Raw genomic sequence first — 20,328 nt, forward strand, 5'->3', positions numbered from 1 at the left:
TTCAAGTAAAATAATAAATTATGGGCAAAGGGACTTTATTGATATTGATTAGTGTTTGTTTACTATCATGCTCGGGTAAAAAGGAAAGCATTGCCAAAGCACCCAACTTTGTTATTATTATGGCAGATGATCTTGGGTACGGGGATATTTCGTGTTATGGAAATCAAGTCACAAAGACCCCTAATATTGACCAACTTGCCAGGGAAGGAACCAGGTTTATAGATTTTCATTCCAATGGGGCAGTATGCAGCCCTACACGTGCAGCATTAATGACTGGAAAATACCAACAGCGTACAGGAATAGAGGGCGTGGTAACTTCCAAAAACCATAGGGATGTAGGCCTAGGGCTCAATGAAATTACCATAGCGGAAGAATTAAAAAAATATGATTATAATACCGGTATATATGGGAAGTGGCATTTAGGATATGCAAAGGAATTCAATCCCACGGAACAGGGTTTTGACGATTATGCCGGCTTTGTTAGTGGTGGTATAGATTATCATGCACATATTGATCAGGAGGGTAACCGTGACTGGTGGAAAGGAAATAAGATGGAGGATGAAAGTGGTTATGTCACAGATCTGATAACACAGTACGGATTAAAGTTTGTAAAAGAAAACAATCCCAAGGAAACCAACAAACCGTTCTTTTTATACCTACCGCACGAGTCCCCACATAGACCTTATCAAAGACGTATAGACCGAGTTCTGAGGGAGGTTGGTAAAGTGGGTAATCTGGCTGTTCAGGACAGCATTCAGGTCATTTACAAAGAAATGGTAGAGGTGATGGATGAGGGAATTGGTGAAATTATTGGTGCTCTAAAAGAAATTGGCGAGTATGAAAATACGGTAGTGATCTTCATATCCGATAATGGGGCCAATGAATACGGGAGTAATGGTGTTCTAAGAGGATTTAAAAATGAGGTTTATGAAGGTGGTAGCAGGGTGCCGGCCATTATTTCCTATCCCGGTCAGATAAAGGGAGGGACAATTAATTCCGAAACCGTTCTTACCATGGACCTACTTCCTACCGTGCTCGACTTTATTGGGGAGAAGCCCGAGGCTGCACAAATAGATGGTATCAGTATTAAGGACAACCTTCTTAATGCCTCCAGCTTACCGGAAAGGGATGTTTTTTTTGCGTATGAAGACTTAAGTTTTGTACGAAGTGGAAAATGGAAAATGGTTAGGATAACAGGGGAAAATGAATCTAATTATGAACTCTATGATCTATCAACCGATTTGTCCGAGAGCCATGATATTGGATCGGAGAATCCAGCTTTATTGAACGAAATGAAAATAAAGCTTTCAATGTGGGACACGGAAGTTAGAAAAGGGGTGAAGATGGTGACCCAATAACAAAACCTGTCTAATAAATTAATAGGAAGGTACTTATTGTAAGCGCAAGTGGTCAGCACACCAACATTCGGATTACTGAAACCTACTTCTATTTATAATACGCCTCTATGGCCAAATCTGAACTAAGTACAAGGCATTCATTATTGTCACTCTTGCTTTTTAAATAACGCAAAATTGCCCTAAGATCATTGGCGATAACCCTGGAGTTACCCAAATCGTCCAGGTAATTGGAAGGCAAGGCATGCCCATATAATACCAATAGTTCCTTATTTTTTATGGCTTGGTCTATGCGCGACATTATTTTTTCGATACTGTGATCTGAGGTTGATATATTACTTTCTATGCCAAAGCGTGCAAGATGTTGTTTGTCTACAGATGTATCGTACAAATCATTGTGATTATTGGTAAAGGCATAGTCGTACTCCGTATGCAATAAAGATAAAAATTCTGGACGCATATATGACATGGGCGTAACAAACCCATGAACAGGAATTCCATAGCTTTCAATCCTTTCTTTGGAATCCTTTAATTCCATCAGAACGGCTTCCCTATCAAGACTTGATGAATTGTTCATCTTGGGATGTGTGTGTGAATGCGATAAAATGCTTATTCCCTCCTCGGCATAAGATTTGTATAGTAGAGCTGTTTTTGAGTTCAGTTTATTCGTGGTGATGGCAAATGAAGGTTGCAAGCCAAATTCATCAAAAATGGATTTAACAAGGGAGTCGGTTGTATTTAGATCATCAAAAATGAAGCTGAATACAGCTTGTTTAGCAACTGTAACCTTCTTGAATGTTGGTTGTATGGTATTAGATCCAATTAAAAGGAAGAGGAGAAGTAAGGAGTAGATTCTCATAGGCTAATGGGTATTCTCTAGCCAAAGCCTCGACCTCGGTTTCATTTTCAGTGTTCCTGATGCCGTATCCAATTTTTGACCCGTAAAAGCATCCAAAAGGTCATCGACTTCCAATCCGTTTAATTGAAGTTCCACTTCTTCCTTGTTGTAATTGTGTAAAATGAGGTCTCCATTTTCCATGGGTTGCATGGTGATTCTGGTGGGCGCATTAAGTTCAATTTTTAATTGTTCGTTAAAGGCAGTGCGAATTACATTGGCCCAGGAAGTGGGTAGATCTAGTAGACCCAGTGGGCGAGGGCAGAGCAACACTTCCCCTACAGCCTTAAAATCGGCTTCGGAAAAGGTATGGGTATTTAAAACATATACCTGCCCATCTTTGCTTTTGGTCAGGTAAGGTATGGTGCTGTTGCCCGATTTCACTTCCAACAAAGCAGTGGCTTTTTTAATTTCCATGGTGGCCTCAATGTCCAACGGCCTTTCCAAAGTAGTTTCACTTCCATCCAAAATTATTTTCTCCGCACTTACTACCCCAACCTCCGGCTTTAGGATACCGGCCAATTTGGACAGTTTCTTGTTGTCGTCTACGGTTGCCAAAAATCCTGCTGTCATAATAATTCTTTTTCCTTGCTTGTGCGATGCCACTACCTTGCCCACAATGTTGGGATCGGCGGCAGCTTGGGTGGGTAAAAAGATGGTCGCTGCGTCTTCGGGATAGTATGCCGTTGGTATCAAGGGAATCCCAAACATGCCTATAAAGTCCATAATGTACAGATCGCCACCTGCGTCACTATGTGGGGGTTTATATCCGGCTACTCCATGAATTGGAGAGGTCTTTAGGGTTTTGGCCAGCCTTGCCAATTTTTCAAAATCCATTCGTAACAGATGATGTCCCGCATGGCCATTTACAAAACTCCCATAATTAAACATAACCAATTCGTTGGCCCCGGCAAGTACTGATTGATACGCCTGCTCTACAAAATCCAATGCATCGCAGTCACCATGATCAAACCAGGCTCCTCCGATCTTCTTACCCGCCAGTGACTTGATCCAACTATAATTCACAAAGCCTTCATAAGGTTGTACAAATCCAAACCGCTGGGTGTATTGTCCCCGTGTTTCCGTTCCTACCCAAACTTCGTCGAATAATTTTGGGCCGGTTTCCACATCATACCCGAACATGTGAAAACGATCGTACCACTGTGGATATTTAATGATCATGTGTATATCTGGATTAATGGACTTGGCCGGATCTATGAAAATAGAGGATGCTAATTCTGTCATCAATTGTCTGCGGTAATCGGACCAGCTGCGGTCTCCTTTGGCGGCCTTTGATTCCAAGCTGATATCTCCCGTACACAAAAAATCATCCACAATAAAGGTGTCAAAAATAGGAGCTGCGTCCAACATCACTTTCTTCATGTCCTGTTGGGTCTTTGGATTCTGCCAATTGAACCAACCGAGTTCGCCCTCCTGCTTTACCCCAATATCACCTCCGGGGACCGTGGCAATTCCGCCAACCACTTCAAAGCCGTTTTGAGTAAAATATGTTGTGGTCTCGGCCAACAGACTTGGTGCGACAACCAAACCACCACGGTAGACTTCCAAATACACTTTGGTGATGCCATTGGCCATCATGAGCGAAGTGGCTTCCCTTCTTCCTTCAGGGGTAGAAAGCAAGCGCTCCACAGAATGTGCGGTGATATATACGCTCAGCTTTAAATAGTCCTGATGAAGTTTGGCAAAACGGAAATTGTCATCCATTGCTGCGCTCGATTGGGAAAACCCTGAAACGGATAGGGTTAGCATTAATCCGGAAATAAATAGTGTTCTTATTAGATGGTTGGTTCTGGTCATGGATAAAATTAGGTCTGTTTTAAAAACCTCAATTTATGGAATAAAAAGCTGCTATAATTGGTAAATATTACCGAAACCTGACTTATGGTTACCCCATTTAGGGAGATTAAGTAGATTATAAATAATGAAACCTTGTGAATACCTAATTCCAAAATAACATGTGTTCAATGGATTTTTAATTGTTCATGAGTTGATAAGGGTAATGTTTTCCGGTCGAGCCAGCCTACCTGCCGGTAGGCCTGCCTTCTGGCAAGGTCGTCGCATCCCGATGGTTATCGGGAGAGACCTCATTTTACTGTTATAAGGGTCCTATTAGATACCTAAGTTGTTTTCTGTTTCTATTTTTATAGATATTAATGCTTTTGGATTTTTCCAACAATGGTTTCTAGGGCACTTTTTACTTTGTCAATTGCACCTGTTACTGCAAGATCTACAGTATTTGCCTGATTTGTGACGGCAATGGGTTGTCTGCCTTCAAGTCTGGCTTCCAATAGGCACGAGATATCATTGAATCCATCCTTTTTTCCATTTTCATCTTTCAAGTGTACCTCTATTCTACTAATATGGGATTCGAACCTTTCTAAGGCTTCGTTGATTTGAGAAGTAAAAAAATCGGCACTTCTTTCTTCTCCATTAAGCGTTTTATCGGTATTTATTTTAACTATCATGTTTTACAGTTTTAATGTTTTTTTAGCATTAGTTTCTAAAGGGCTATTTAGATTCCCTAAATAGCCTTTTAGTTCTTTGTTATGTATTCCTATTTCCATTATGGATAGGAAGTTTTAGTTCTTTTGGTCATCTCCTGGTCTCGGGGACTTAAATACATCCATTCCCTCTTTTCTATACTCCACCACTTGTTCCTTTATAAATTCACGGAACTCCCTGTTGCTCTGTCCAGCCTGTTTAGAGAATTCAGCTACTGTTTTGGTTATTCCTCTTAACTTGGTGTTCAAAAATGTTTTACTCATATGTACTAGTTTAAATTGTTAAGATGCAGTATACAGGTTTAATAGTGGAACCTTACCAATACTGTCTTAAAATCCATAGATTTACTTAACAATGGCCTATTCTATTGCTGTTCTTGTTAAAAAATCTCTTATATAGAACCATGGAAGAGCGCAAATTATCCAATTTCCAAAAATCAATTTCGCGATATCCTTTTTCTTCAGCACCTACAATGGCAGTCCTACCAGAAGGTGGATTCCAAATAGTGGAGGGATTTATTTCAACATATACATTGTATAGTCCATAGCTGCTGTGTAACCTATAACCAACAGTAGCGAATAGTTGGAAATAATTGGTAACTTTAAATGTTCCACCAATTATTTTAGAAAATGAAAAATTCCAAAAACACGGATGCCGAAATCCAAGGTTCCAGAAGGGCCTTTATTTCCAAGACCGCGATGGCTACTGTGGCCTTGCCACTCATGCCCAACTCCATGACCGCCGCTTTTGAAAATATGGTACCAACCTCAAAACCTTTCCCAATGAATTCAGAACTCCAGAAAAGCCAAATAGGTCAATACGGCCCTTGGTTGGCTGATCAGATGCAAGATCCGCCCAAATTGTCGTTCCGGAACGATCATTGGTCCAAAATTGAGGATTGGAAACCAAGCGCACATGCCAAGGCCGAAGAACAGATAGCAGAGCCTTTGATAAAGGATAATATTACCGTTACCCTTAAAAGGAAATTTAACTACGACGGACTCGACATTGAGGAACTTACCTGGAAATTGCCCTACGGAAGGGATGTGGAAGCTATTTTTTTAAAACCCGAAAACAGTACAGGGATGTTGCCCGCTGTTTTGGCCTTGCACGACCATGGCGGCCAGAAATACTTTGGCAAAAGAAAGATCACCAAGACTTCCGACAATCAGCACTTGCTCATGGAAGCACACCAACAAAGCTATTATGAGGGTAGGGCATGGGCCAACGAGATAGCCAAGAGGGGTTATGCCGTTTTGGTACATGACGCCTTTTCCTTTGCCAGCCGGCGGGTGTTTTACCAGGATATGGCCGGTATTGAATGGGGAGCATTGAAAGCGGAGGGACGTACAGATGAAAATGCAGAAGATGTCAGGAACATAGAAGCCTATAACGAATGGGCCGGCCACCACGAACACCTAATGGCGAAGTCCCTCTTCTCCGCGGGCACCTCATACCCCGGTATGGTGTTGGCGGAAGACCGTATTGCCTTGGATATTCTGAGTGCCAGAAAAGACGTGGATGCGGATCGTATTGGTTGCAGTGGACTCTCGGGCGGTGGACTCCGTACAGTTTATTTGGGAGGCATGGATGCTAGGATAAAATGTGCCGTTTGCGTAGGGTTTATGACCACTTGGAAAGATTTTTTACTGAACAAGGCGTACACCCACACCTGGATGACTTATACCCCGGGCTTGGCAAATTATCTGGATTTCCCTGAAATTATGGGGCTTCGCGTACCACTTCCTACCATGGTCCAGAGCAATAACCAGGACCAACTGTTCACCTTGCCAGAAATGAAAAAAGCCGATGGGATACTCGCTTCGGTCTTTTCAAAAGCCGGCCATCCCGAGAAATATAGCGGCAAATTCTATGATGGTGGACATAAGTTTGATATTCAGATGCAAACCGATGCGTTTAATTGGTTCGATACCTGGTTGGGGAAATAAGCAGTTTTATTAAAGAACATAACCATAAGTCAGGCCCACCGCTGGCGCGAGCCTGCCTATCGGTCGATAGGCAGGCTCGCACCTTTTATTGTCATTTGGTTTTTTTATAGATCAATTATATAAAGCTACTATACTTTTTAGTGTAATTCCATTAAAGCAATCGTCTATACATCCTTTTTCAACATAGCCGCAGGTAGAGATTAATCCATTATTCTCGGATTCAAAGTATGATGTGGAATTTTTTCTTTTTATTAACCATTCCTGTTTGGCCTTGTTATATATTTCATCTAAGGTTAATGCAGTGTAGGCACTGGTATGTTGGTGTTCATCACTATTAATTTCATTTTCAATCTCGGTCCATTCCAATTGGTCTACAGGTACAAATTCTTCTGCTCCGGAGGTGTATCTAAAAGCCCTTTCTATAATTACCCCGTTTGAAACTGTAATAGTTGTTTCCCACCCATAAGTTGTCAAAATAGACCCACTGGATACCACATACTTATATGAATTATTCGATGATGCCTTAAAATCCAACCAGGCTTCGTGGCTACTTTCAAAATCATTTTCATAGTTGATATCATCATCGTTGGAACAAGACGATATTGAGACGCCAATTAATAATGATACTATAAAATAAATTTTGTTTTTCATGGTCTATTTTTTTTAGTAGATAGGATATGCACCTATTGGTTGCGTCAAATTTTTGTGGACGTTCCAGCTGTTAGTTGCATAGGGGGGAAGAAACAATTGCCATTGCATAAAACTCTTGGCGGTAGCCTATAACCCCACCGCTGGCGCGAGCCTGCCTACCGGCAGACAGGCGGAGTCGAAGGGTCATACAAGCAAAGAAACCGAAGGTTCATGAATACCTTGAAATAACAAGCAGAAATCAATGAACTAAATCGAATATTCATGAAAACCGATCTAAAAATAGTAAAGCTAAACGGCAAACCTCAAATGAAATATCCTAAGGGGCTAGGCTGACCCCCACATTGGACAATAGGAAAGTATAGCCATAAAAAAAAGCAGTTCGGTGAAAGAACTGCTTTTAAATAGGGTTAAAAGGATTTGTAGTTTATCCTTTTACCGTTACTTTTTCTACGACTATAGATTTTACACCATTTTTATCGACCACTTTTCCGGTTACTTCAACCATTTCAGCAGCGTGCGAAATTACTTCTTTATAGGCGTCAGCTGCGTTGTGGTCTTCCACCAAAAGATAAACCATTCCGTCTTCGCTGAGAATTCCGGCAGGTAATCCTTTATCCAAACAGGCTTGGGCACATTTTTTGTGGCCTTGCCCTGTAGCATCTTGCGTAACATAACAAGATAGGTCCAAAACTTCTCCTTTTATAGTTTCACTGCTTTGGGCAAAAGCATTGGTAGAGAACATGAAAAGAAAAGCCATCACTAATAATCCGAAATAATGAGTTTTTGTATGTTTCATAGTATATGATTTTGTTAAACAAGCTTCCTTTAAAATTACAATTTAAATGGCATTTATTGGAATAATTGTTAAGAAATTATGGTGCGATAGGTAGAATTGTTTTCCAGAAACTTTAAAAAAAATTATTAGCTTAGTTACACATTATAAGCATTTTAGGTCTATTTTTCTTAAAATAGCTGCTTTTTGAATCTAAAATTATGAGTACTAGGTTAAAGATTGTCCTTGCGTTATTTATAGTCGTCCTGATTCTTCAACTTCCTGTGTTTAATCCTGAAAAAAATTATGTCGACGCTGATACCCATGTGGACATAACAGATAAGTACGAGGTGCCAATGGCTATCCAAATGGATCTGTATGTGGCTTGTTATAATTGCCATTCCAATTATACAGAAGATTATCCGTGGTATTATAATATACAACCCGTAAGCTGGTGGATGAACGGCCATATTAAGAAGGCCAAACAGGCCTTGAATTTCTCCGAATTTGCCACCTATCCGCCAGATACTGCTGCCAAGAAATTCGAAAACCTTCACAAGGTCATGAAAGAGCAAAGCATGCCGCTTAAATCGTACCTTTTGCTGCATGATGAAGCTAAACTAACGGACGATCAATACCAACATATTGCCGACTGGGCAAAGGAAACACAGAAGAAAGTGGAGAACGAAATTGATTCAACCAAAACCTTTTAAACAAGACAATTTTTGTTAAGGTGCCCCATTTGTAAGTAAAAAGGGGAAATAAGCAGCTACTATAATTTAGTTCCTTGGATTAAAATGGAAGATTTGATCGACTTTTCTTTGAGATGCAGGAACTTTTTTCGCTCCTCGTCATTTTTAAAATTATCAAAGTCTTCTTGCGTATTAAATTCCACCAAATGGATTTCATAAGGGGTCTCCATATTTTTTTCAATTACGGATTCCTCTGTGGGTCTAATCCGTAGGGTAAGTCTACCATTATATTTTAAAATAGTGGGAATGGCAGGTTCCTTGGACTGATGAAATATTTCTTCCTGTCCGGCTATAACGTAAATAAGTTGTGTTATGTAGATCATAGAATCAAGGGTGATTTTAATGTGGGTTAAATACAACAATATGCCAAGAGGGGAGGGCCAGGGCTGTTTAGGTGTTAGCTACAGTTTTATTGGCTCAATTGTTCAATCATTTTGTTAGCATAATCAATCTGACGTTGGTCATCGCTTGTTGCCATCTCGGTTACTTTTTTGAAATATTCAACCGCCATTTCGTTATTTCCACTTGTTCTGTAGTATTGTGCCAATCCAAAATACCCGCCAAAATAATTCGGAAAATTTGTTTTAACCAACTCGAACACTTTTAGTGTTTTTTCGGGTTCTTTTTTCAAATAACTAAAACCTAAACTGACTAAATCTTTTTCTACAATATCAAATTTAGTAGGGTCCGATTTTAGTTGACTAAACTTGTTTGTAATATTTTCTATTCCATTATCTTCAATGTCTTTATCAAGTAATATGTCAGCAGGAATAGGAATTTTACCATCGGAAAAATAACTAGCCAAAAAATAGGCTTTACGGCCCAGTCCACCATAATCTTGGGTATTGGTAAAAATTGCTACTGTAATCTTCTCTGAAGGAATCCGTAGGGAATAATTTAAGAAACCGGTAGTACTACCGCCATGCATTAAATACTTTCTATCATTTTTAATGTCGATCTGCCACCCAAACCCATAGCCTTTTCCATCGGTTTTTCCATGTTCGTCCCAACTTGAAAAGGCATCGTTTCTCAAATCTGTTTTTACAAGCGTTTCATCATATAAACTTTTATCCCAATGCACATAATCACTAACAGAGGAGTAAACACCACCATCGCCTTGAATGGCCGACCAAGTACTTTGGTCCTTATTTTCATATATGCTGTCATTGAATTTATAACCATAGGCACGATTTTTAATAGGTACCCCTTTTAGGTAAATAGTGCTATTGGCCATACCTGTTTTTTCAAAAATCTCCTTATCCATAAATTCTTTAAAAGTTTTACCGGACACCCGTTCTATAATCATCGCCAAAACAGCATAACCCGAATTACTGTATTGGTATTTGGAATTTGCCGGAAACAAAAGGCTGTCTTGCGCTATTAGAAGATTGAGCACATCTTTATCAACAAGCTGTTTTTCTCCTTCTTCTGTATATAATTTGTCGTAAGCTCGTAAACCTGATCTGTGCGACAATAAATTTTTTATGGTAATGTCTTTCCCATATTCCGAGAATTCGGGAATTACTTCTGTGAGTTTGGTGTTATAAGTTAGTTTTCCTTGATGTATTAAAACCAAAATTCCCATTGCAGTAAACTGCTTTGTTACAGACGCTAGTCTATAATTGGTTTCACAAGTGGCAAGGATTTTATTTTCCAAATCGGCATAGCCAAAACTTTGACACTCTTTTATGTTACCATCTTTTATGACAACAAAACTTGCGCTTGGCTTTTCGCCAATATAATCTTGGAACAGAAAATTGATTACATCTTGTTTGCTCTCCTTCTTTTCCACCAGTTGTTCGGAAGGCTTACACCCACAAATTAGGATTAAAAAGACTAAAGTTAAAGAGGAGTACTTCATTTTTTTAAACTTTACGTTAAGTAAGGTGGTTTAAACCATATATTGATTTTACCTTAATATGACTTAAATATCGGCTATTCTTCAGACCTATCCGAAAGTGCATCAAATTTTGCTTTCATCGTAGGATTGCCGTGGGTCAATTTTTTTATGGTTAGATCATCCGCTTTATTATTCGCCAGGCGGAGGTTGTTCTCCGATGATAACAGTGCGTCTTTTGTTTTTTGAAGATGACTAATTGTTTTGTCTATTTCATCAATGGCAGTTTTGAATTTGCGACTTGCCAAATCGTAGTTATAGGCAAAACCTTTTCTAAAGGCATCAATCTTTTCTTCAAAATTGGTAATATCCACATTTTGATTTCTCATCAAATTTAATTCTGCTTTGTACTTCAAGGAATTCATTGCTGCATTACGCAGTAGTGTTATTATTGGTATGAAGAATTGAGGCCGTACTACATACATTTTTTCAAATCTATGTGAAACATCAACTATTCCGGTATTATAAAATTCATTTTCCGATTCCAGGAGCGATACTAAAACGGCATATTCGCAATTCTTATCTTTACGATCCTTGTCAAGTTTAGCAAAGAAATCCTCATTTCTTTTTTTTGTCGCGGTTTCATCATTTTCATTTTTCATTTCGAACATAATGGAAATGATTTCATTACCGGCATCATCAGTTTCTCTATAGATAAAATCGCCCTTATTACCACTTTTAGAATCATTGTCTTTTTCAAAGTAGGCGTTTTGAAAAGCGGTTGCTCTAAGTTTGTTGAATTCCGTTTCACAATGTTGTTCCAAAGTTTCGCCAACCATTTTCGTAGAAAGTTTCTGTTTAAAGTCTTTTAAACGAGCAATTTCATCGTCTTTCATTTTGATGGTTTCATCCTTTGCGATAAGTCTGTTGCTAAACTGTTCCTTAATCGACTTTTCAAGTAACTGTGTCTCGGTTTCTTTAATCTTCAAATTATTAGCAAGATTGTCACGTTCTTTTTCAATGATTTTAACCGCCTCTGAGACCGACAGTTTTTTATCCATTTCCGCATTTTGGATTCTGGATTTCATTTCAGCGATTTCCGCTTCTTTTTTTGCCAACTTATCAGCTAAATCGGCATCACTGTTAGCTTTTAGTAGCGTTAGCTCATTGTTTTTTTTGGCAAGCTGTTCTTGTAATGCGTTTCTAATGTTAGCCTCTGCAAGCTTAACGGCACTTTCCTTTTCCTTCTCTGCAAGAGCCAGACGATTATTTAGTTCTTCTTCAAATTGATGGTCTCTAACTTGTTTAAGAATATCAGCAAAACCAGCCTCATCCACTTTAAAAGCCTTTTTACAATTTGGACAAATAATTTCGTTCATGTTCTATCTTTTTTTAATGCACCACGTTTCCTGTAAGGCGTCGTAGCTATTCCGCAGGGCAACAATGTTCTCATACATAATGTTACCGCACGGTCATTTTCTTTCATTAATGACTGTCAGTGTTGGCAAAGACATACTCATTTACAATTTTAGGTTTCGTTTTGGCTTGTGTGAATTGCAAAAGTATATTCCTTTTAGGGCTGGGTTAATTAATGATTTCTAATATTCGAACATAATTATCCAATCCTCCAATTTTTACAGTATCTCCAACAGATTTTCCTTTTAAGGCAATGCCTAAAGGTGTTTTAATATTTATTTTCTGAATTCCATTGGACTTTTCAAGTTTTGAAACAGTTTGTTCCACTAAATGAACTGTCAAATCCTTATCATTATTTAAATATTTTACTTTCACTTTACTATTAACAGTAATGGTTTCTTTAAATAATTCTGTTTGAATTTCCTCTTTTTTACTTAAAGCTTCTATTGATTCTTTTAAATTCGTACGAAGGTTTGGGGAAACTTTTGAAAGTTCATTTTCAATTATCGTTATATTATCTGTAAATGCTAATCCTGTTTTGGATTTATCCTCAAAAATTGAAGGACTGCCATTTTCAATACTCTTAATGAACTCAACTAATTTTTTTGTTTCTTTTTGAGGGTTTCGCCACCAATTTGTGCTCCATATTCTGTGAAATATAAAACCATGTCCTTCAAGAATTTTTTGCCTGTGCCTATCATGTAAATATGCTTCTTGACTTGAATGATAAGCAGCACCATCGCATTCAATGGCAATTTTCGGAAGTCCAATATGTTTCGTGTCATAAACCATATCAATCCTAAAACCTGCAAATTGAAGTTGGGGAATAATATTTGTTTCGTCAAAATGTTCGGTTAATGCTTCATAAACTTCTTCCTCAAATGGCGATTCGAGGTCTTCGTTTAAATTGTCAATTGAAGTGCTTTTTGCAGAATTTTCAGCAAGAGTATTCAAGACTGAAATTCTTGCATCATTATCACCATCACTAACAGCTTTTGAATAAGCTAAATATGCATACAAAGCACCTCTTCTATTATTTGAACCTTCACTTAATAAATGCTCTTTATAGTTTAAAAAAACGTCCTCGGGAATAGAAGTACAAACATATACTTTGTATTTGGCTCTTGTAACAATAACATTTAAAAGTTTATACCCTTTTTGATGATTAATTGAACCAAAGCGTTGGGCAAATTTCCCTTCTTTATTGATGCCATAAGTTGTTGAAAGAATTATCACATCTCTTTCGTCTCCTTGTATGTTTTCTAAATTTTTGACAAAAAATCCGTTTTCTTCGAGCTCTATAATTTTATCGTTAAAGTCCCTATGTTTTTCAAATTTTCTTCTTTCATTGATCTTTCCAAGAATTAGGTTTCGTTGATTGATGTTAAAAGTTGCAACCCCAACTGTTGGATATTTTCCGTTTGGAAGCCTTGAAATGTTGTTATCGATAATTGAAAGAATGGTTTCAGCCTCTGCATCATTGGAATTATCCGAATATGTTCCATTTACGGGAACATAATTTATTGGTACATATTCAAAACTGTTTGGAAGTGGTTTTAACCGTTGATTATAAAAAGCATAATTTGAGTAATCGATAAGATAAGGATGTCTTGAGCGGTAATGAAAATCTAAATGTTTTTTCTCAAAACCTAATTCAGATGCAAAATCAAGCAATGATTCACAATCTGAAAGAGAATTACTTATATCGTTTTTAATCTTATCTATTTCATCTTCAAATTCATCCTCATCATCAATTACTCCATCAAATATTTTGCTGAAATAATTTGAGGGTGGCATTTGGTGTTCGTCTCCTGCAATTATAATTTGTTTCCCTTTTAGAAGTGCTGGTAAATTGTCTTCTAATTTCAATTGACTTGCTTCATCAAACATGACTATATCGAAATATTGATTTTGCCCTTTAAAGAGGTTGCTTGCGACGTCTGGAGTTGTTAGAATAATGGGAAAGAAAGTAGTGAATAAATCCATATCCAACTTTACAATTTCTCGTAAGGATAATCTTTTATGGCGCTTTCCAGCTCGTTTGTTGTACAGATTTTCAACAGCTAAATTTGGATGTTTATTATCAAATTCTCTAGTTGCATCTATTTGTTTTGAAAACCAATACTCTCTAATGTATTTAATCTGTTCTTTTTCGAGTTCGGACAAAGATTTTCCCAATTCAATATGATCGTTGTCATTTGTTGGTAAATCTATATTTGCAGAATTTACAAGCATAGAATTAAGGTAGAAAATCAAAAATGTTTTCCTCCAATTTGTTTTTTCCTTTAATTGGTCAATGATTGATTTATGCTCGGCAGATAATAAATTGTAAAATTGAAACCACTTAAACTCAATAGAAAAAAGGTCATTTTCGTTTGCAAAAAAGCATTCTTTTGAATCAATTAAAGTCTGGATTTGAGAACTTAATGTATTGTGTAAATTGCCATTTAATTGATTATTTGTCCAATTTTGTTCTTTTATTTTAGTCTTTAGGCTTGTAAAGCTTGCTTTTATCGTTTGTAGGAGTTCTGTGTCAAATTCCTTTTGAGTAGATTCAAGTAAATTAAGAAATTTGTATTCATTCTGTATTTTCGATTGAAATTCATTTTCTATTCTCTCAATAATTAACTTATACTTTTTTAGAATATTTTGATTCTCTTTGATTGAAATAGAAAAATTAATATTTTCAAAGTCCTTACTATTGTTTATTCTTGATGAATAATCTTTAAAAAGGGAACTTAATAATTTTTGGTCATTAAGTGTAGTCTTCTTTTCTTTTGAGAAGATGGAAAAGGTTTTGAATAATAAGCTATTTGTTTTTTCCTGATTTAAAAACTCATTGTTTGTTTCGTGTTTTTTTAGAAGGTTTTGGATAGAAGTCTCAATATCACAGATTGCGGTTTTTTGCAAGTTAAATTGCGCATTTCTTATTTTGTAATATTCTAATTCATAACGTGATATGTTATCTAATAATGACTTTAATTCCTTTTTATAGATTGAATAATCTTCTTCGATCTGCTGTTCTATAATAAATGGATTGTCTCCAACTAATTTTGTAGAGTTTATAAATGAAAGTTTTAAATGAGGTTTATATTCATCATATAAATTCTGTCCTTTCCGAATTAGTTCAAGTAATTGATTGAGTTCTGCTGATTCATAACTGAAAGAATCTTTCGGTAAATCAAGATTGTATTCTTCAGAATTGTCTTTTAATTCAGATAATAGAGTCCCGACAATATGAGTCCAATTTTTATTGCCGACTAAATTTTCACCTAATTTTTTATGTCGCTTATTTATTGAATCAATTAAAGTTTTTGATTTTTCAATAATGTTATCTAAAGATTCTTTAGAATGAGTGTATCTATATCTGCGATATGAAGAATTATCTACTCTATCTCGAACGGAATCAACGGCCAATCTTCTGTCTTTAACAATGTCTTTTAAAAGAACGCATTGATAATTAAGACCTTTATCATTTAGTGCATTATAAAGAACCTCTAAAGCCGTACGCTTTTCGCAAACCACAATTGTCTTTTTTTGATTTTCTAAAGCGTTTACTAAAATGGCTGTAAGGGATTGACTTTTTCCTGTTCCCGGAGGTCCTTGTATTAAAATGTTTCGAGAAGCTTTTAACGCATGTAGAATTCCTTGTTGTGAAGGGTCTGTTTCAACGGATGAAATTGGCTGAAATGAGTGTTCTTCCATATCCTCAAGGTCAATGGTAGCTCCTTTAAGTTCAAGTAAATTACCATAATCGTGTATTATGTTTTGTTTTTGAACTTCAAATATTGAAAAAAGCCCTCCAAAATCAATAAATGAATTATTAGATGTTAATGGTAGTTTTTCGTAATGGTTTTTTTCAGGAATGGATTTTATTTCATCAAGTTTTTTCTCAAATGTTTCGCGTAAATCGTTTGGAGTTGAACTATTTATTGATTCTATGATATTTACACATATATCTAAAAGTTCGGCTCTGTCGATTATTCCATCATCCAAATGTTCAGTAGAAATTTGATCAATCTCAATTTTTGAATCATTTTGTAAATGATTTATAAGAACTTCATTTATGTAGATTGGATCATCCTCGTTTCGAAGTATTTCCCAAGTATTGAATTCTTTGGTTCTTCTAATTCGTAATGACCAGATTAAAATAGGAGCAACAGTTAGTTTGTTATCTGATTGATCTCGTCTTACAAGTATTGGAAATCCAAAGCCAAATGTATTTATTCCTTTTTCAGATTCTATTGCATCGGTTTGATTAATTAAATTTTCAAAAGACTTGGTGATTTTGACAAGTTGTGTTTGGTCTTCCTCAAAAAGCGAGTTAAGGTCCGGAACATTATCTTTCCAACTAATTTTGAACTTTAGAGGTAATTCCGTTAATAAAGAATTGATGAAGTTCTTAGGAAGATTTTCGTCTATATGAGATAATCTTGTTAAGTCAAATTTATATCTTGAACGAGCTGGAATTGCATTTAAATGGACACCTCTTCGACTACCAACTTTAAGTCGGTTTTGTAATTCAATCAGTAGCTTTTCGGTAATCTCCATATTTTTTGGTTGATTTTAGGTCAATTAAAATAAGCTCTCATTTTTAATTTTATTTGCGGCTTTCCGCATTTTTGATCGAGCTTAGAAAATAAGCCAAATATGCGGTTTGTGTGGTTGGCTTTTTAAGCATAGCATACAACGTGTTTGTATAAGATTAATTGCGTAGTTTAAGCAACAAATTTAGCCAACAAACCACATAGAAAATGCGAGGATTTTCGTTAATAGGTTTGTACTATTAATTAATTTTATACAGTGTTTACTCCAGAAATTCATTTAACATATTGATTGTATTTGTCAGCAAACTCCTCAGAGTATTCCGCATTACTAAATAAAAAAACCTCAAAAACTCCAGTGTTGCTCTTGAAAGTCAATTCTCCATATCGTGCTATGGGAATTTTATAATTATCTTTAAATCTTCTGTCAGGTGTTCCGTCTTTGTTTACTTTTGCCCAAGTTTCTCCGACGATTTTACTGTCTTTAGGTATTTTTTCAGTTTCGAGAAAATTCATAGATTCATATGTTATATCTAAATTATCAATTTCTATAAGTCCGAAATTTTCCTTATTATTAAATAGTGCAGCAAAACCTGGATATATGTAAATATTGCTGCCATTTTGATTTTGAAAGCACATAGCCTCATAAATAGAATTTAAAAATGGTATTTTCTGGTAACTTATTTTTGTAGGCTTACGTTCAATGCTTCTGTTGGCAGAAGACCGATTGTCCTCATTTGGAATTGCGCTTGTCATATCCCATATAATAGAAGACTTTAATAAATTATCAAATGCAAGTTTTAGTTTCAAATACTTTTCATCGAGGACTCTATCCATATGAATTTCTATATCAATATGGCATTCTTTAACTTGTTTTTTTAAATTACCTAAATATTCCTTTTTCTCTAGATAATCGTTATCAAACCATTTTATTAAAAATCCAATTAAAAATACTTTTGATATTATTCTTAAAGTATTTGAATTTTTCACCTTACTTTCAAGTTGTAAAATTTCTTTTTTAATTGCAACCATTTCTTTATTTGCTGCAACTAATGTTTCTTTTAATTCTACTAAACCTTGTGTAGTAACTTCTGAAGCATTTTTACTTTTGATTTCGCCTCTTAAATTATCTGGAAGGAAATAATTTTCAGTTTGTGGAGATTCGTTTAAGGGTTTTTCAGGAGTTGAATTGTTGGAATTCCAATTCGTAATATTTTTTCTGTCATAAATTCCTGTTCCAGGAATTCCGGTGTTTAAATAAGCTCCATCTTTATTTAGGTTAACATTAAATCCATTTATTCCTAAAGTGGTACTTATTCCACTGGCACTAAAGTTTACATAAAACCCCGGAAATAGTTTTTGTCTTCTTCTAAATTTTAATCCCATAATTTTTTGTTATATTGGTGCTAAAGGTCTTGTATATGAAAAGTAGCAGATTTTTAAGCACTAATTTTTCGGTTTATAACTGACCTTATTTTTATTATTTATCTTTTGTTTAAGCACCAAAACCGCTATTTTTTATATACGTTGTTGGGCGTTCGTTATTTTTATTCCGTCAAAGAAATAGTTCAAAATATACTTATCAAACTCATCTAAATTATTTGTCCTTTCGATAGTCATTTCTTTACCAATTTCATTAAGTTGTTCAACTACACTATGAATTGTCAATTCGTTATTATAAAAATCAATAACATTAGATTCGTGTAATTTTTTTGATATCATTCGCGGTAAACCATATTCCTCTAATTGAAACACAACCTTTGGAAGAAAAGCGTGAGAACACCGCTTTATGAATTTTGAAATATCATATTGTTTGTCCTTTAAGATTCTTTTTTGCAAGGTGTTTAAGTCATTTAATAAGGCTGAAAATTTATATGTTACGTTTCTTTCCAAAAGGAAGAATTTATCAATACCTACGTCATAATCTTCAAGTTCTTTCAATAATTCAGGAATAGATTTACGCCAATTATATGCCATTATCTTAATGAATTCAACGAATATTTTATAGCCTGTATCCCAATTTCCTGGTTGTAATTTTATAACTTTATACAACAGTCTATCCCAATTTTCAGGTTTAAATTCATTCAAATAATATAATCCATTCCATTCATCAGGATTTGTTGTTAAGTCAATAGCAATTGTCTTGATTAATTCAGAATTGCTTGATTGAAATGCAGATTCTGCCTTTAGGTCCTCATATACTTGAACGCCTATAAGTTCACCCATTTCATCATTATAGATTTTCAATTTTGCAACTTGTTCTTTAGTTAGCAATCCTTCGTATTTCGTGTCGTCTAAATCTCCTAATATTTCATCCGGGAATGGAATATCTAATTGTGTTTGACCTTCAATTGGCGGTTGTTCTAAAATGTAGATTTTGCCAATAAAGTGTTTAAACATTCTTCCACCTCTACCAATAATATTTTTGTAAGTGAAGTCATCTAGTTTTGCACTTCCTTTTCTATTACGCCATATTATTACATTTTCTGCTGATGTATTAACACCTTCTATAATTGAGGATGTTGAAATCAAATTCCGAATACCTGTTTCTTCTTCAAATAGTTTTACTTGAATTTGACTTAATGAACGATGCAATCTGCCATTGTGAACGCCTATTTCACGACTAATTAACTTTGTTAAACTCCAATTGACATCGTAGTTTTTAGAAAGCCAATCTGCAAACATTTCAAGCAGTTCATTTTTTACAGGTTCGTATGTATCTAGAAAAAGATAAGTTAAACTATCAATATTTGAATATGTTCCTGCATAAATCAAAGATTTCCCTCTGTTTTCAGATAAAATTTCTAATAGTTTTTCGCTCTTCTCTTCGTTGTTGTTAATTTGATTATATAATTCGTGTTTTTCTAAAAAGACTGTATTAAAATCAAGCCTGATAAATTCCATATCTTTAGTAAATGGATTACTATCTATAGACGTGATATTTGGGGCGAGATAATACTTTTGATTAGATTTCGCTCCGAGTCTTATCATTGCCCTGATTAAGCTTGGTGACCTTTCTTTATCAAATTTGCTACTAGCTTTATAGAATTCATCAACAATCATTATATCAAATGATTCTACAATATTGATGTAATTCATTGCTCTTTCTTGCGGAAATATAAAGATGTTTTTAGCAGACAATTCAACATCAGAGGTAGTTATGATTTTATATTCGTGTGCGAATTTTTTATAGAGCCTTCTTCTAGTTTCATCTGTTAGAGCTAATGTTGGTACAATAATTAATACGTTGTTAGGCTTTTTGATTTTGATATAAGCATCAATCACAAAGCTTTTACCAAAGCTTGTTGGTGCACTAACCGCAATATTCCTGCCCTCTAAAAGACTTTTAAGTAAAAATGATTGTTCTCTATGAAGTGTTAGCGGTTTTTCTTCACCAACGTCCACTTTAAAAGCATTATAAATAAATCGTTCTTCCCAATTAGACGTTTCGGGTTCTAGATAAGGGAAAAGTCCTGTTTCCCTGATTAAATGATTAACCAATGGATTGTAAGCTAATTCATTAGTATTGTGGTAGTCCAACAACTTAATGAGTTCTTGTCTAGCTTCATTTTCTTGTTTACCTATCAGAAGCTCGTTAATTATATGGCATTGGTCAAAAACTTGTTCTTGCATA

Annotated in this window: 15 protein-coding genes; 3 read left to right on the forward strand and 12 right to left on the reverse strand. The window is 35.6% G+C overall.

Going from position 1 to position 20,328, the window contains the following annotated elements:
* Window positions 1–20 precede the first annotated feature (20 nt).
* Window positions 21–1,358: a sulfatase-like hydrolase/transferase gene (locus tag MWU78_RS16355; RefSeq protein WP_246999675.1), complete on the forward strand. Its 1,338-nt coding sequence runs from the start codon at window positions 21–23 to the stop codon at window positions 1,356–1,358.
* 88 nt (window positions 1,359–1,446) lie between these two features.
* Here MWU78_RS16355 and MWU78_RS16360 read toward each other — a convergent pair whose 3' ends face one another.
* From MWU78_RS16360 to MWU78_RS16375, 4 genes are all read right to left on the reverse strand, one after another.
* Window positions 1,447–2,214 carry a polysaccharide deacetylase family protein gene (locus tag MWU78_RS16360; RefSeq protein ID WP_246999677.1) on the reverse strand — a complete coding sequence of 256 codons (768 nt, stop codon included), beginning with the start codon at window positions 2,212–2,214 and terminating at the stop codon, window positions 1,447–1,449.
* A gap of 3 nt (window positions 2,215–2,217) precedes the next feature.
* Window positions 2,218–4,068 (reverse strand): hypothetical protein, encoded by a 1,851-nt coding sequence (locus MWU78_RS16365; protein WP_246999679.1) that lies wholly within the window; start codon window positions 4,066–4,068, stop codon window positions 2,218–2,220.
* 353 nt (window positions 4,069–4,421) lie between these two features.
* Window positions 4,422–4,736 (reverse strand): HPF/RaiA family ribosome-associated protein, encoded by a 315-nt coding sequence (locus tag MWU78_RS16370; protein WP_246999681.1) that lies wholly within the window; start codon window positions 4,734–4,736, stop codon window positions 4,422–4,424.
* Between the two features lie 114 nt (window positions 4,737–4,850).
* Window positions 4,851–5,036: a hypothetical protein gene (locus MWU78_RS16375; RefSeq protein ID WP_187585884.1), complete on the reverse strand. Its 186-nt coding sequence runs from the start codon at window positions 5,034–5,036 to the stop codon at window positions 4,851–4,853.
* 366 nt (window positions 5,037–5,402) lie between these two features.
* On the opposite strand from MWU78_RS16375, the gene MWU78_RS16380 reads away from it, so the two are divergent.
* Window positions 5,403–6,722 (forward strand): hypothetical protein, encoded by a 1,320-nt coding sequence (locus MWU78_RS16380; RefSeq protein WP_246999683.1) that lies wholly within the window; start codon window positions 5,403–5,405, stop codon window positions 6,720–6,722.
* 111 nt (window positions 6,723–6,833) lie between these two features.
* Here MWU78_RS16380 and MWU78_RS16385 read toward each other — a convergent pair whose 3' ends face one another.
* Both MWU78_RS16385 and MWU78_RS16390 read right to left on the reverse strand, forming a co-directional pair.
* Window positions 6,834–7,373, reverse strand: a complete 540-nt coding sequence (locus MWU78_RS16385) for a hypothetical protein (protein ID WP_246999685.1) — start codon at window positions 7,371–7,373, stop codon at window positions 6,834–6,836.
* A gap of 424 nt (window positions 7,374–7,797) precedes the next feature.
* Complete coding sequence (locus MWU78_RS16390) at window positions 7,798–8,169, reverse strand: hypothetical protein (protein ID WP_246999687.1); 372 nt, start codon at window positions 8,167–8,169, stop codon at window positions 7,798–7,800.
* 197 nt (window positions 8,170–8,366) lie between these two features.
* Here MWU78_RS16390 and MWU78_RS16395 point away from each other — a divergent pair, with 197 nt between their 5' ends.
* Window positions 8,367–8,858: a heme-binding domain-containing protein gene (locus tag MWU78_RS16395; protein ID WP_246999695.1), complete on the forward strand. Its 492-nt coding sequence runs from the start codon at window positions 8,367–8,369 to the stop codon at window positions 8,856–8,858.
* Between the two features lie 59 nt (window positions 8,859–8,917).
* On the opposite strand, the gene MWU78_RS16400 is transcribed toward MWU78_RS16395, so the two are convergent.
* The 6 genes from MWU78_RS16400 to MWU78_RS16425 all read right to left on the reverse strand — a co-directional run bounded on the left by MWU78_RS16400 (window position 8,918) and on the right by MWU78_RS16425 (window position 20,327).
* Complete coding sequence (locus MWU78_RS16400) at window positions 8,918–9,220, reverse strand: hypothetical protein (RefSeq protein WP_246999697.1); 303 nt, start codon at window positions 9,218–9,220, stop codon at window positions 8,918–8,920.
* An 86-nt stretch (window positions 9,221–9,306) separates the two neighbouring features.
* Entirely contained in the window at window positions 9,307–10,758 is a 1,452-nt protein-coding gene (locus tag MWU78_RS16405; RefSeq protein WP_246999699.1) for a serine hydrolase domain-containing protein, read from the reverse strand.
* Window positions 10,759–10,832: 74 nt separating this feature from the next.
* Window positions 10,833–12,113 carry a DUF2130 domain-containing protein gene (locus MWU78_RS16410; protein WP_246999701.1) on the reverse strand — a complete coding sequence of 427 codons (1,281 nt, stop codon included), beginning with the start codon at window positions 12,111–12,113 and terminating at the stop codon, window positions 10,833–10,835.
* 205 nt (window positions 12,114–12,318) lie between these two features.
* Window positions 12,319–16,701 carry an AAA domain-containing protein gene (locus MWU78_RS16415; protein ID WP_246999703.1) on the reverse strand — a complete coding sequence of 1,461 codons (4,383 nt, stop codon included), beginning with the start codon at window positions 16,699–16,701 and terminating at the stop codon, window positions 12,319–12,321.
* 269 nt (window positions 16,702–16,970) lie between these two features.
* The gene (locus tag MWU78_RS16420; RefSeq protein WP_246999705.1) at window positions 16,971–18,080 is read right to left on the reverse strand and encodes a DUF4236 domain-containing protein; all 1,110 of its coding nucleotides are present in this window, start codon (window positions 18,078–18,080) and stop codon (window positions 16,971–16,973) included.
* Between the two features lie 132 nt (window positions 18,081–18,212).
* Window positions 18,213–20,327 carry a DEAD/DEAH box helicase gene (locus MWU78_RS16425; RefSeq protein ID WP_246999707.1) on the reverse strand — a complete coding sequence of 705 codons (2,115 nt, stop codon included), beginning with the start codon at window positions 20,325–20,327 and terminating at the stop codon, window positions 18,213–18,215.
* Window position 20,328: the final 1 nt, after the last annotated feature.

This window comes from Arenibacter sp. F26102 (assembly GCF_023015865.1).
In the GTDB taxonomy this organism is placed as follows: domain Bacteria; phylum Bacteroidota; class Bacteroidia; order Flavobacteriales; family Flavobacteriaceae; genus Arenibacter.

Coding starts and splice junctions, on each gene's coding strand:
- MWU78_RS16395 (WP_246999695.1), top strand. CDS start 8,367: ATGAGTACTAGGTTAAAGATTGTCCTTGCGTTATTTATAGTCGTCCTG.
- MWU78_RS16410 (WP_246999701.1), bottom strand. CDS start 12,113: ATGAACGAAATTATTTGTCCAAATTGTAAAAAGGCTTTTAAAGTGGAT.
- MWU78_RS16380 (WP_246999683.1), top strand. CDS start 5,403: ATGAAAAATTCCAAAAACACGGATGCCGAAATCCAAGGTTCCAGAAGG.
- MWU78_RS16385 (WP_246999685.1), bottom strand. CDS start 7,373: ATGAAAAACAAAATTTATTTTATAGTATCATTATTAATTGGCGTCTCA.
- MWU78_RS16375 (WP_187585884.1), bottom strand. CDS start 5,036: ATGAGTAAAACATTTTTGAACACCAAGTTAAGAGGAATAACCAAAACA.
- MWU78_RS16390 (WP_246999687.1), bottom strand. CDS start 8,169: ATGAAACATACAAAAACTCATTATTTCGGATTATTAGTGATGGCTTTT.
- MWU78_RS16425 (WP_246999707.1), bottom strand. CDS start 20,327: ATGCAAGAACAAGTTTTTGACCAATGCCATATAATTAACGAGCTTCTG.
- MWU78_RS16365 (WP_246999679.1), bottom strand. CDS start 4,068: ATGACCAGAACCAACCATCTAATAAGAACACTATTTATTTCCGGATTA.
- MWU78_RS16420 (WP_246999705.1), bottom strand. CDS start 18,080: ATGGGATTAAAATTTAGAAGAAGACAAAAACTATTTCCGGGGTTTTAT.
- MWU78_RS16370 (WP_246999681.1), bottom strand. CDS start 4,736: ATGATAGTTAAAATAAATACCGATAAAACGCTTAATGGAGAAGAAAGA.
- MWU78_RS16405 (WP_246999699.1), bottom strand. CDS start 10,758: ATGAAGTACTCCTCTTTAACTTTAGTCTTTTTAATCCTAATTTGTGGG.
- MWU78_RS16400 (WP_246999697.1), bottom strand. CDS start 9,220: ATGATCTACATAACACAACTTATTTACGTTATAGCCGGACAGGAAGAA.
- MWU78_RS16355 (WP_246999675.1), top strand. CDS start 21: ATGGGCAAAGGGACTTTATTGATATTGATTAGTGTTTGTTTACTATCA.
- MWU78_RS16415 (WP_246999703.1), bottom strand. CDS start 16,701: ATGGAGATTACCGAAAAGCTACTGATTGAATTACAAAACCGACTTAAA.
- MWU78_RS16360 (WP_246999677.1), bottom strand. CDS start 2,214: ATGAGAATCTACTCCTTACTTCTCCTCTTCCTTTTAATTGGATCTAAT.